The organism is Thiomicrospira cyclica ALM1 (genome assembly GCF_000214825.1).
Classification (GTDB): domain Bacteria; phylum Pseudomonadota; class Gammaproteobacteria; order Thiomicrospirales; family Thiomicrospiraceae; genus Thiomicrospira; species Thiomicrospira cyclica.
The window spans coordinates 1,483,609-1,496,613 of record NC_015581.1; the positions used below are offsets into that span (position 1 = coordinate 1,483,609).

The following is a 13,005-nucleotide window of genomic DNA, read 5'->3' on the forward strand; positions in this document are numbered from 1 at the left end:
GCAAGCTGTCGATAAATCCTAGCTTGCTCAGCTAACTTATTTTATACTAAACCAGTCAATTACTTGAATTTTCATACAATTTCGCTAAAATCAAATTGGATTTTGGGAAAGGGCAATCCATAGGCATGTTTGGATTGCTCTTTTTTGTTTCAGCATTTTGAATAGCGTCTTAACCTGTGAGGGGTTTTACATGAGCAGCTTGATGAATACCTATGGGCGTTTACCGGTAACGTTCCACTATGGCGAAGGTGCCCTGCTATACGATGAGCAGGATAACGCGTACCTTGATGCCGTGAGTGGTATTGCTGTTTGTAGTTTAGGGCATGCCCATCCAGCAATCGCTCAAGCCCTGTGTGAACAAAGTAAAACCCTAATTCATACCTCAAATCTATATCATGTTGCTAAACAACAACAGCTTGGCGACAAGTTGGTTGCGATTAGTGGCATGGACAAAGTCTTTTTTGGCAACTCCGGTGCCGAAGCCAATGAAGCGGCTATTAAAATGGCCCGAAAGTATGGCCATAGTAAAGGTATAAGCCACGCGCAAATTATTGTGATGGAAAATAGTTTCCATGGTCGCACCCTCGCGACGCTCAGCGCAACGGGTAGCGCAAAGGTTCATGATGGCTTTTATCCATTAGTGGAAGGTTTTGTGCGCGTACCCTTCGATAATGTTGAAGCGGTTGCAAACGCAATAGCGAATAATCCAAATGTGGTCGCCATTTTGGTTGAGCCAGTGCAGGGTGAAGGTGGCGTTCATGTGCCTAAGCCTGGCTACCTAAAAGCCTTACGCGCGCTGTGTGATGAACACGACTTGTTATTGATGATCGACGAAATCCAAGCCGGCATTGGGCGTACCGGTAAATGGTTTGCCTTCCAACATGAAGGTATTTTGCCTGATGTACTAAGCCTAGCAAAAGCTTTAGGCAATGGTGTACCGATAGGTGCCAGCCTTGCTCGCGGCAAAGCCGCTGAACTATTTGCGCCAGGCAATCACGGTACAACTTTTGGTGGCAACCCCCTAGCCTGTGCTGCCGGCTTAGCGGTTATCGAAACCCTCGAATACCATAACTATATCGACCTCGTTGCTAAACAAGGTGCTGAACTTTTAGCCGCCTTTAAAACGGCTTTAGCCAACATTCCAGGCGTGGTCGATATTCGTGGCAAAGGCTATATGATTGGCATTCAACTCGATCGCCCTTGTGGTGATTTGGTAAAAATGGCGTTAGCCGACAAACTCCTGATAAACGTCACACGGGGTGACACCGTGCGCTTGCTACCCACTTTTGTGATGACCCATGCGCAATCCGAACAACTTGTAAACGGCCTGACTAGACTGATTAAGGCTTTTTTAACTCAATAAATTTTCTATGAATATTCAACACTTCTTAACGCTTAAAAGCTTCAATGCCGAACAATTAAACGCTTTATTATTGCGCGGCATTGAGCTGAAGGCGATGCAACAAGCGGGCGACATTCATGAGCCGCTGAAAAACAAAACATTGGCCATGATTTTTGAAAAATCATCCACGCGAACACGCATCTCATTTGAAGTGGGCATGACCCAACTAGGCGGTCACGCGCTTTTCTTATCACCGCGTGACACCCAGTTAGGTCGCGGTGAACCGATTGAAGATAGCGCACGGGTGATTTCAAGCATGGTTGACGGCATTATGGTTAGAACCTTCGAGCATAGCATTGTTGAAACCATGGCGGAATATTCTTCAGTGCCAGTAATTAATGCTTTAACGGACGACTTTCATCCCTGCCAACTGCTTGCAGATATGCAAACATTTTATGAAGCACGCGGCTCTATTAAAGGCAAAACCGTCGTATGGATTGGTGATGGTAATAATATGTGCCAATCTTATATTAATGCCGCACAGCTCTATGACTTCAAATTACGTATTTCTTGTCCAAAAGGGTTCGAGCCACGTGCTGATTTACTTGAGATGGCGAAAGACCGAGTAGAGATTATCCGCGATCCGATGGATGCGGCTGAAAACGCCGACTTAATAGTTACCGACGTATGGGCTAGCATGGGCCAAGAAGATGAGCAACGCTTGCGTAAACAGGCATTGTCACGCTATCGCGTCACCCAAGCCATTATGGAGCGTGCCGATAGTTATGCGTTATTTATGCACTGCTTACCCGCACATCGCGGCGAAGAAGTCACCGCCGAAGTGATTGATGGACCGCAAAGTATTGTTTGGCAAGAAGCCGAGAACCGTCTTCATGCCCAAAAAGCTTTACTTGAAACCCTGATGTCGTCTAATTCTTAGTTTTCAAACGATTTGCGACCACTAAATGCAAATGATAGGGTCGCACTATCGACATATTCTAGCTCGCCACCCATTGGCAATCCTTGTGCCAACATACTCACCTGAACACCCTGTTTATTAGCTAACTGCGCAATATAATCAGCTGTGGTACGGCCTTCTAAGGTTGGATTAGTAGCCAAAATAAGCTCGGTCACTCCGCCCTCAGCTAAACGCTCACTTAATTGCTCCAGACCCAACTCTTTGGGGCCAATGCCATCAATCGGCGATAAGTGCCCCATCAACACAAAATACAAGCCCTGATAAACACCCGTTTGTTCAATCGAGATTAAATCACTCGGGGATTCAACAACACACAGCTGGTGTCGAATTCGTCGCTCAGAACGACACAGCTGGCAAATCGGTTCTTCGGTAAGGGTACGACAGGACTGACAGCGCCCGACCTTTTCTCGCGCTTGCCCCAAACTCTCTTCCAAACGCTTGGCCGCCTCAGGGTTCCTCTCTAACAAGTACAGCGCCATCCGCTGAGCGGACTTAGGGCCAACACCCGGCAAACCACGAAGGCTATCAATAAGATTCTGAATCAGCGGCGAGTAGTGCACAGTCAATTGCGCTTAAAAAGGCAACTTCATGCCACCAGGCAGATTCAACCCCTGGGTTAAACCGCCCATTTTTTCTTGCGTAGTTTCTTCGACACGACGCACTGCCGAATTTACGGCTGCTGCAACCAAATCTTCTAACATTTCTCGGTCATCCATCAAAGATTCATCAATATTGACCGCAACCAACTCATGCTTACCGGTCATGGTGACTTTCACCAAACCACCGCCCGCTTCACCAACAATTTCCATTTGTGCGATTTCTGCTTGCGCTTTTTCCATGTTCTTTTGCATCTCTTGCGCTTGCTTCATCAAATTACCTATACCAGCTTTTCCACCAAACATAACACTTCCTTCTTAGTTAATTAATTTAATAAGATACTTTCAGGCTATTGTGTAATCGGGTCATTCCCAATTGCGCTTCAATATTGGCCAGAACGGTGGATTGCTCTAGTGCTTCCATCCACAGCTGTTCTTGTTGTTGTTTTTGATCCTTCATCGCCTGAGCAGGCGTTAATCCCGTTAAAGGTTCGCTTAGCTTGTGCAATGTAATATCTGGACTTATTTTTTCCCAGACCAACTTTTGTAAGTTTTGCCAAGCAACCTCATTATTCGCTTGTAACTGCATCGAATCTAAGGCCAGCCACCAGGCCTGCTCCTCGCGTTTGACCCAACAGGCTTGCTGAGCCAAAGCTAAAGCCATGCCGGTTGGCTGTAATTGATCAATCATCGCGATCCAACTGTCCAAGTCAGCCACTGGCAAACCGACACCTGCAGCTGCGGTCTGTTCAATGCTTGATTCAGTCAGCATGGGTTCAATCGAGGCGACTTCCGTCGGAGCTGGTTCAGCCAAAGGCGGTGGAACGAGTTCTGGAATCGTTGGTTCTGGAACAGCCGGTTGCTGTTCTTGCACCGTTGTAACGGACTCGCTATTAAGTTCAGGCGAGGCGTTTTGACGTTTTTGCACCCTAGCTACTCGTGCTTTCAATGCGGGAAAGGCATCTAGCTCTAAAGAAGGGGGAGTCTCTCGCACCTGATGCTGTTGAACTGGCGCTGACGCTTCCGCAGCTGCGGGCACTAACGGTGGCTGTGTAGCTACCGGATTCGATGACATGACAGTGTCGATACTGGGCGCATTGGTAACGCTAGCGGCACTATTAGAAATAGCTGGACGTGACGAGCCATCGCTCGGTTTAAATGCAAACATCCTCATCAGCATCATTTCAAAGCCCATGCGCACATCGGGAGCTAAGCGAATATCCTGCTGAGCCCGCAAACCTATCTGATACCAGACCTGCAACCTAGCGGGGTCGATTGCCGCAGACCATTCCTGTAACTGCGCGCTGGTTAAATCTCCACTATCCAAGGCTTCGCCCAAAAACTGCGTTTGTGCCAACTGATGAAAGCTCGCTAATAACTGATTTAGCAGAGCCATATAATCCACGCCTGTAGCGGCCAAGTCCAGTAGCAATGCCTTTAAAGCAGGAGATTGTCCCGACTGCAGTGTCGTTAAAACCGCTTGCACCTGTTGCGGGCTGACCAAGCCCAACATGGTCTGAACAGCCGCTTGGGTAATATTTCCTGCGCAATACGCAATCGCCTGATCCAGCAGACTCAGTGCATCACGCGCTGAACCGTCCGCTGCCTTCGCAATTAACGCCAGCCCTCCTGGCTCAAATGCCAGCGCTTCAGCCGTTAAGATCATCGCCAGATGTTGTTCAAGCTGAACCGTGGTTAAACGCAATAAATTGAACTGTAAACAACGTGATAGCACCGTAATAGGCAGCTTGTGAGGTTCTGTAGTCGCTAACAAAAACTTAACGTGAGGCGGCGGTTCTTCAAGCGTTTTTAACAAAGCATTAAAACTGCTTTTTGAAAGCATATGCACTTCGTCTATCAGGTAAACCTTAAACCGCCCTTGTGTGGGTGCGTACTGAACATTATCCAAAATCTCACGAGTGTCTTCGACTTTGGTTCGAGATGCGGCATCGACTTCAATCAAATCGACAAAACGACCTTGGTCAATCGCTAAACACGCCGAGCACTGACCACAGGGATGTGCCGAGGGCCCCTGTTCACAATTCAGTGCTTTTGAAAAAATACGTGCAATCGTGGTTTTACCGACCCCGCGGGTCCCGGTAAACAAATAGGCATGGTGAACCCGCTGCTGCTCCAGTGCATTACTGAGCGCTTGCATTACATGGGTTTGCCCAACAAGTTCGCTAAAGTTTTTTGGTCGCCATTTTCGCGCCAGTACCTGATAGGTCATGCCATACTCTATGTTTTAAGAATAATAGAATTCTAGCATGCTCAGTTGAAAGACTGGCAAAAGAACACAAGAAAAATCATCGAGAGATTTGCGTAGAAGTATTAAAGATGAATATTAGGGGTGGCAGCACCATCCGCCTGACCTCGGCACCCGCAGCCACTGGTACCGTTGCTTCCTTCCGGACCTGGCGGGGTTCCCAGTTTAGCGTCGCGAGGGGACGAACAGCACTACCATAATGAAATACGCCAAGAGGCGCACAGTTAGTTGCCTAACTTGCGCGCCATTGTAGCAGAAGTTAACCTCTTGTCCAATGCAATCGAATATGACCTAGCTGACGTTCACTGGGGTTAAATGCCAAATTTCATCGTTATATTGTTGCATGGTACGGTCCGTCGAGAACATACCACTGCGCGCAGAATTGACGATACTCATTTTCACCCAGGCCTGCTGATTCTTATAAGCCTGGGCCACTTGCTCTTGCGCAGCAACATAACTACGGAAATCCGCCAAGGTCATCCAAGGATCATGCGGTGCCATAAAGCTGGCAATCACGTCATCAAATAAACCGGGCTCTAACGGATTAAAATGGCCAGAGCGTAAGAGATCAACTACGCCTTGTAAATCGGCATCCGCATCTATGTAGCTTTGCGGATAATACTCGCCTAACTTGGCTTGCACCTCATGCGCACGTAAACCAAACAAGAAGAAGTTATCATCACCGACTGACTCACGGATTTCGACATTCGCGCCATCCAACGTACCAATCGTAATCGCACCATTCATCATAAACTTCATATTACCGGTACCAGATGCTTCTTTACCAGCTGTCGAAATCTGCTCGGACACATCGGCCGCCGGGCAAATCACTTCCATCGTCGATACACGGTAGTTTGGAATAAACACCACTTTCAATTTATCGCCAATCTCGGGGTCGTTGTTAACCATCATCGCAATGTTATTGATGAGTTTAATAATGGTTTTTGCCATCGCATAACCCGGCGCAGCTTTGCCACCAAAAATAATCACTCGATTGGTCCAATTTGCCGTGTTGCCTAACTTAATTTGACGATACAAATGAATCGCATGCAGGGCATTCAGTAACTGGCGCTTGTATTCATGAATCCGCTTCACCTGCACATCGAATATGGCATCGGTACTCACTTGCACACCCACTTCTCGGGCGATTAAATCGGCCAAACGCTGCTTGTTCGCCTGTTTAATATCAAACCAGGCCTGCTCGAAGGCTTTATTGCCTACCTGCTTTTCAAGTGCAGCGAGCCGACTTAGGTCGGTAATCCAGTCTTCATTACCCAGGGTGTCGGTAATTAAATGACGCAAACCCGGATTACAGGCCGCTAACCAGCGACGCTGGGTAACGCCATTGGTTTTGTTATTAAACTTGTGGGGCCAAAGCTGATAAAAGTCATTAAACAAACCTTCTTTAAGCAGTTCAGAATGAAGCGCGGCAACGCCATTAACGGAGAAGCTTCCCACAATCGCCAAATACGCCATGCGCACCATGCCATGCTCGTCAAATAGCGATAACTCACGAATTTTGTCGGCACGACCTGGCCACTTGCAAGCCACCTCAATAAGAAAACGGCGATTAATCTCTTCGATAATTTGTAACGGACGAGGCAATAAACGTGCCATTAAATGCCGCGACCATTTTTCCAGTGCTTCTGGCAGTAGCGTGTGGTTGGTGTAAGCCATGGTTTGAGTGGTAATCGACCAGGCCTGGTCCCAAGGAAGATGATGCTCATCAACCAGCAAGCGCATTAATTCTGCGACCGCTAAACTAGGGTGCGTATCATTCAGTTGAAACACATTAAACTTAGCAAAGTCGGTGAAATCATGACCCTTTGTTCGGCACCACTGTGCAACCACATCTTGCAAACTAGCCGACACCAAAAAATACTGTTGGCGCAGACGCAACTCTTTACCGTTTTCACTCGAATCGTTTGGATAAAGCACCATCGTTAGATTTTCAGCCGCTTGTTTTTCAGCCACCGCTTCAAAATAGGAGCCGGCATTAAACGCACTTAACTTAAACGCATCGGGCGCCTCTGCATGCCACAAGCGCAACGAATTAACCACCTGGTTTTTATAGCCTGGTACCGGCACATCAAAGGGAACGGCTAAAATTTCTTCATAGCCTTCCCAATGCACCTTAAGATGACCTGATGAATCTTCATGACTGTGGCAACAGCCACCAAATTTAATGATTCGCGCGTATTCACGACGCTGTGATTCCCATGGATAATCACCATGTCCTAGCCAATGATCAGGCGCCTCAATTTGAAAACCCTGCTCAATCATTTGACGAAACATACCGTATTCGTAACGCAAACCATAACCCATCACCGGTAAGCCCAAGGTGGCACAACTATCTACAAAACAAGCCGCTAGACGTCCCAGACCGCCATTGCCTAAGCCGGCATCAATTTCTTGCTGCTCGATTTCTTCATAGGCTAATCCCAAATCATCCAATGCCTCTTTAACAGGATGATCTAGGCCAAGGTTGAGCAAGTTGTTGCGCAATGAGCGCCCCATCAGAAATTCCATCGACAAGTAATAGGCACGCTTGGTCGGATTTTCGTTATAGGTTTGCCAGGTTTTTTTCCAGTTTTGCATTAAACGATCACGCACGACATACGCAAGTGCGCTCAACTGGTATTCGGGGTTTGAGGGAAGATCACGCCCCAAGTTATTCTCTAAGTAGTGCAAAAATGCCTGTTCTAAGCCCGTCTTATCATTGGGCAAAGCCGGTTTTTTAGCCGCACTTTTTTTAGCTTTTACGGGGGCTTTGTTTGTTTTAGTGAACATGTGATAACTCCTGAAGGTATAGATTTAAATAAGCCTGCGCGCTGGTCTGCCAACCAGACGCGCGATTCATCCCCGTTTTTTGAATTTGTTGCCAAGTTTTTGGCTTATTATAAAGTTCAATAGCATGTTCCATCGCGGCGGTCAGCGCATGCGGATTTGGATCATAAAACACAAATCCGTTGGCGGTTTTATCGGCAATATGCGCGGCGCTTGCATTCACTACGGTATCGGCTAAGCCACCAGTATGATGCACAATCGGCGGCGTACCATAGGCCAGACTATACATTTGATTAAGGCCACAGGGTTCAAAACGTGACGGCATTAAAAACATATCGGCACCCGCTTCTACCTGATGCGCCAAAGTTTCGGAATAGCCCAAATGCACAAACAAGCGGTCTGGAAAGCGCTGCGCTAATTCTAATAATGCCTGCTCGTAATGGGGCATACCGGTCCCAACCACTACCAACATCATCGCATGCTTTTCAAGCCACAGTGGCAACTGATCGACCACTAAATCGATACCCTTTTGATCGACCAATCGACCCACCAGGCCAATTAAAGGGACTTTAGCCATGGCCTCAGGTGTCGGATGCCCCAGTAGCGTTAGTAATAAGACTTTGTTTTGTGCTTTTGCACTCACCCGCCCTTTTTTAACTGAATAGTTATAAGAAATATATTTATCAGTCGCCGGGTTCCATTCGTGGTCATCAATGCCATTTAAAATGCCTAATAATCGACCTTGTTCACTGCGCTGCTGTAACACCCCTTCTAAGCCATAAGCAAACTCGGGATAACACATTTCCTGTGCATAGGTTGGGCTAACGGTAGTCACCCAATCGGCATATCGAATGCCAGCTTTCAGCATCGACATATAACCATAAAACTCAACACCATCTGGCTGCCACCAACTCCAAGGTAGCCACATGGCATCAAAAAAACTTTTCGGAAATAAGCCGGCATACGCCATGTTGTGCACAGTAAATACTGTGCGGGGCGGCGTGCTCTCCAAGGTGAGCAGTGCTGGCACCAGGCCTGTTTGCCAATCATTAGCATGAACCACATCCGCTTGCCACTTTAAGCCTGCGCGATTCATCGCAACTTCAACAACGGCTTTGGAAAACACCCCAAAGCGTTCGCCGTTGTCCCACCAATCAGCCCCATCGGGAGCTAAATATGGATTACCCGGACGGTTAAAGAGTTCGGGAATATCAATCAGCCAAACGGGGGCATTCAAACCTTCGACTTTCGCTTGCAGGACTCGAACCCTTAGTGTTCGTCCACAGGCCCCGACTTCAAACTGACTGAGTACACTGACTTTATTGAGATGATCCATAACCTGCTGATAAGCTGGCATAATCACTCGTACATTTTGACCTAATGCCACCAGCGCCGAAGGCAAACCACCGGAAACATCGGCTAAGCCACCGGTTTTTATTAAGGGGTATACTTCTGAGCTTGCAAATAAAATGCGTTGTTTCTTTGGCAACTTAATTATTCCTGTTGTAAAACGATAAAGCCTAAAGGCGGTAACACAATCTCAGCCGATGCCGGACGATCCATCCAGGGTTGGAGTTCACTGCACACCTGACCTAAATTTCCTTGATTACTGCCACCAAACAAATTGGAATCGGAGTTTAGGATTTCGCGATAAACACCATGGTGTGACAAGCCAATTCGATAATGATTACGCAGTACCGGAGTAAAATTAAATATCACAACGACACTACCCTGCGCACTATGGCGTTCAAAACTAATCACCGACTGCTCATAATCATGGCAATCTAACCAGGCAAAGCCTTGCTGCTCAAAGTCTCTTTCATGCAGTGCATAGGTTTGCCGATACAGTTCATTCAAAGCCTTCATTAGCAACTGCACACCACGATGCGCCGGTTGATGCTCTAAATACCAAGGCAAACTCTGGGTTTCCGTCCATTCGTCCCAAGGTGCAAACTCACAGCCCATAAACAGCAATTTTTTACCGGGCTGTAACCATTGATAGCCTAATAGCAAGCGTAAATTGGCAAACTTTTGCCAATGATCACCTGGCATTTTGGTTAACAAAGAGCCTTTTAAGTGCACCACCTCATCATGAGAAATCGGCAAAATAAAGTTCTCGGTATAGGCATAGACCTGACTAAAGGTCAGCTGATTATGGTGATAGGGTCGATAAATCGGATCTTTGGCAAAATAATCCAAAGTATCATTCATCCAACCCATATTCCATTTCATCGAAAAGCCTAAGCCACCCATCCAAGTCGGACGCGATACCATCGGCCAGGAGGTCGATTCTTCCGCCATCACCACCGTGCCCGGATGCTGAGAATGGACTTCCGCATTCAATTGTTGCATAAACGCAATTGCGGCCAAGTTCTCGCGACCACCGTACTCATTAGGAATCCACTCGTCTTCATTGCGCGAATAATCCAAATAGAGCATCGAAGCAACCGCATCCACTCGTAAACCATCAAGATGAAATTCATCTAACCAGTAAAGCGCGTTAGCAATCAGAAAATTACGCACCTCATTACGACTGTAATTAAAAATATAAGTGCCCCAATCTCGGTGCTCACCTAAACGTGGATCCTCGTGCTCATATAGAGCAGTGCCATCAAAACGCGCCAAGGCAAAACTGTCTTTTGGAAAATGCGCTGGCACCCAATCCAAATACACCCCAATGCCGTGTTGATGGCAATAGTCCACAAAATAGCGAAAGTCATCGGGACTGCCAAAGCGACTTGTCGGCGCATAATAGCCTGAGGTTTGATAACCCCAGGAACCATCAAAAGGATGCTCGGTAATCGGTAACAATTCAATATGGCTAAAACCGAGCCATTGCACATAAGGCACTAAGCGATGGGCGAGTTCACGGTAATTTAAGAAATGGCCTTGATCGTCTTTTTGCCATGATCCCAAATGGACCTCATAGATACTAATGGGTTTAGTCGCCCACTGATCTTGCTGACGTTCTTTTAACCAGTCCTGGTCCTGCCATTGATGATGACTTTGTTCAACCAAAGACGCGGTAGCCGGCCGTAACTCCATCGCACGCGCATAGGGATCGGTTTTAGTAAATACAGCGCCCGTTTGCGCATTACGAATCTCATATTTATAACAATCTTGTGCCTGTAGACCCGGAATAAACAATTCCCAAAGACCACTGGAGCCGCGACAACGCATCGGATGACGTAAACCATGCCAGCCATTAAAATCACCCACAACCGAGACACGCTCGGCCGCTGGTGCCCAAACAGCAAAACGAACGCCCGCTACACCATCAACCTCGGTTAAATGCGCACCTAAATGATCATAAATCCGCCAATGCTGGCCTTGCGCAAACAGATGCAAGTCCAACTCGCCCAGTAATGGGGCAAAGGTATAGGGCATCGCACCTTGATGGCTTCGACCATCAGCTTCTTGCCATTCAACCATTGGGTGTGCTGTTTGTTTAAGCTGCTGCTGATACTGCTGTTGTGAATAGGTCAACGCAAACAAGCCACTGTGCTGACTGCCCAACGGCTCACACAACTGCTTACCTATCCGAACTTCCAGAGCGGTAGGCAACCAAACCCGCAATTGCCAAGTATCAGCAACTGGGTGCCAACCTAATAACTCAAAGGGATCATGCAAACGTCCCTCATGCAACTTAACCAGGCCTGCTTGTATCGCGGGGTTTAACTCTGTCACATTCACATCCTTATCTAAACTCGACCATGGCCTGCCACTAAATCGCGAATTCTGGGCGCTAAATCGTCAGGTAGATCGCTCCAATCAAAACGCCACAACCAATTATGCTCGATGGTACCGGGCGTATTCATTCTTGCTTCGGCACCCAGACCTAACCAGTCCTGCATGGGCACTATAACACGCTCAGCCGGCGAAGCCACAGCACAGGCAATTAGGGGCCAGGGCATATCCCCTCCATCGGGCAATTGTCCACGCACCCAGTGCTGGGTATCTGGCGCTAAACTATTGAACCAACCCAGACTGGTATCATTATCATGGGTGCCCGTGTAAACAACTGATCTAGTCTCTAAGCTGGTCGGTGCATGCGGGTTATCTGGCAAACCACTGAAACCAAATTGCAATACCGCCATACCTGGCAAATCAAATGCCTTTTTGAGTGCCACAACCTCTGGTGTAATAATCCCCAAGTCTTCGGCAACCAAAGTTGCTTCTGGATAGGTTGACATAATTTGTGCTAATAACGTCTCGCCAGGCACATTCCGCCACTCGCCATTCATGGCTGTTGGCTCACTGGCTGGAATGTACCAACTTGCTTCTAAGCCGCGGAAATGATCAATACGGACTAAATCAAATAGGGCAAAACTTTGCCCCATGCGATCCAACCACCACTGAAAGCCAGTCTGTTGCATATACGGCCAATTGTAATGCGGATTACCCCAGCGCTGGCCTGTCTCAGAAAAATAATCCGGCGGCACACCGGTTACAAAGCTCGGTTGCAAATACTCGTCAAGCAAAAATTCTTGCGGGTGCGCCCAGACGTCGGCACTATCAAACGCAACAAAAATCGGCAGATCGCCAAAGAGTTCGATTTGCTTAGCATTGGCATACTCCTTAATCGCTTGCCAGCGTTGCGATAAGGCAAACTGTTGTCGCTTTATCGTCATCATTGCAGGCTGATGCGCATCAGTAAATGCGGCTAAAGCAGCGCTATCCCTATATTTGTAAGGATCAGGCCAATCAGACCAGGAGGCCTGGTTATGCATGGATTTTAAGACACAGAACAACGCAAAATCTTCTAGCCATGCCGGTGGTGACTGTAAATAGGCTTGAAAATCGGCTTCGACAAATTGTTGTTGCCATGCCCCCGGCAATAACGCCGGGTTCATCGCAAAAGCCGATAAACTTTGATAAGGAGATAGATCGTCATGAGGGGGTGTCAGCGGCAACATTTGCCAAATACCTAAACCTGAATCTGCCACCCAATCAATTAATCGTTCTACATCAGTATCTATCACACCGCTCGGTAATGATGTTGGATGCAATAATAACCCTGCACGTGGTGTCATAC

Annotated in this window: 9 protein-coding genes and 1 other RNA gene; 2 read left to right on the forward strand and 8 right to left on the reverse strand. The window is 47.5% G+C overall.

Annotated features, from left to right (window positions below):
• Positions 1-190 precede the first annotated feature (190 nt).
• The gene (locus THICY_RS06630) at positions 191-1,363 is read left to right on the forward strand and encodes an aspartate aminotransferase family protein (RefSeq protein ID WP_013835847.1); all 1,173 of its coding nucleotides are present in this window, start codon (positions 191-193) and stop codon (positions 1,361-1,363) included.
• 7 nt (positions 1,364-1,370) lie between these two features.
• Positions 1,371-2,282, forward strand: coding sequence for an ornithine carbamoyltransferase (gene argF / locus THICY_RS06635; protein WP_013835848.1), 912 nt, complete (start codon positions 1,371-1,373; stop codon positions 2,280-2,282).
• On the opposite strand, the gene recR is transcribed toward argF, so the two are convergent.
• From recR to malQ, 8 genes are all read right to left on the reverse strand, one after another.
• Complete coding sequence (recR, locus tag THICY_RS06640) at positions 2,279-2,881, reverse strand: recombination mediator RecR (RefSeq protein ID WP_013835849.1); 603 nt, start codon at positions 2,879-2,881, stop codon at positions 2,279-2,281. The two genes, argF and recR, sit on opposite strands and share 4 nt — an antisense overlap.
• Before the next feature lie 12 nt (positions 2,882-2,893).
• Positions 2,894-3,223 carry a YbaB/EbfC family nucleoid-associated protein gene (locus THICY_RS06645; protein ID WP_013835850.1) on the reverse strand — a complete coding sequence of 110 codons (330 nt, stop codon included), beginning with the start codon at positions 3,221-3,223 and terminating at the stop codon, positions 2,894-2,896.
• 25 nt (positions 3,224-3,248) lie between these two features.
• Positions 3,249-5,147 carry a DNA polymerase III subunit gamma/tau gene (dnaX, locus tag THICY_RS08650; RefSeq protein WP_013835851.1) on the reverse strand — a complete coding sequence of 633 codons (1,899 nt, stop codon included), beginning with the start codon at positions 5,145-5,147 and terminating at the stop codon, positions 3,249-3,251.
• 127 nt (positions 5,148-5,274) lie between these two features.
• Positions 5,275-5,371, reverse strand: an RNA gene (gene ffs / locus THICY_RS08550) — signal recognition particle sRNA small type.
• 103 nt (positions 5,372-5,474) lie between these two features.
• Positions 5,475-7,973: a glycogen/starch/alpha-glucan phosphorylase gene (locus THICY_RS06655; RefSeq protein ID WP_013835852.1), complete on the reverse strand. Its 2,499-nt coding sequence runs from the start codon at positions 7,971-7,973 to the stop codon at positions 5,475-5,477.
• Positions 7,963-9,459, reverse strand: a complete 1,497-nt coding sequence (gene glgA, locus THICY_RS06660; RefSeq protein ID WP_013835853.1) for a glycogen synthase GlgA — start codon at positions 9,457-9,459, stop codon at positions 7,963-7,965. The genes THICY_RS06655 and glgA overlap by 11 nt, the downstream gene beginning before the upstream one ends.
• A gap of 5 nt (positions 9,460-9,464) precedes the next feature.
• On the reverse strand, positions 9,465-11,657 hold the full coding sequence (gene glgB, locus THICY_RS06665; RefSeq protein WP_013835854.1) for a 1,4-alpha-glucan branching protein GlgB: 2,193 nt from the start codon (positions 11,655-11,657) through the stop codon (positions 9,465-9,467).
• 14 nt (positions 11,658-11,671) lie between these two features.
• A complete protein-coding gene (gene malQ, locus THICY_RS06670) occupies positions 11,672-13,003 on the reverse strand; it encodes a 4-alpha-glucanotransferase (RefSeq protein WP_013835855.1) in 1,332 nt (443 codons plus the stop codon).
• Positions 13,004-13,005: the final 2 nt, after the last annotated feature.

What these genes read in the sequence shown, in the direction of transcription:
- THICY_RS06630 (WP_013835847.1), top strand. Translation starts at nt 191, where the DNA reads ATGAGCAGCTTGATGAATACCTATGGGCGTTTACCGGTAACGTTCCAC.
- THICY_RS06645 (WP_013835850.1), bottom strand. Translation starts at nt 3,223, where the DNA reads ATGTTTGGTGGAAAAGCTGGTATAGGTAATTTGATGAAGCAAGCGCAA.
- argF (WP_013835848.1), top strand. Translation starts at nt 1,371, where the DNA reads ATGAATATTCAACACTTCTTAACGCTTAAAAGCTTCAATGCCGAACAA.
- dnaX (WP_013835851.1), bottom strand. Translation starts at nt 5,147, where the DNA reads ATGACCTATCAGGTACTGGCGCGAAAATGGCGACCAAAAAACTTTAGC.
- malQ (WP_013835855.1), bottom strand. Translation starts at nt 13,003, where the DNA reads ATGACACCACGTGCAGGGTTATTATTGCATCCAACATCATTACCGAGC.
- THICY_RS06655 (WP_013835852.1), bottom strand. Translation starts at nt 7,973, where the DNA reads ATGTTCACTAAAACAAACAAAGCCCCCGTAAAAGCTAAAAAAAGTGCG.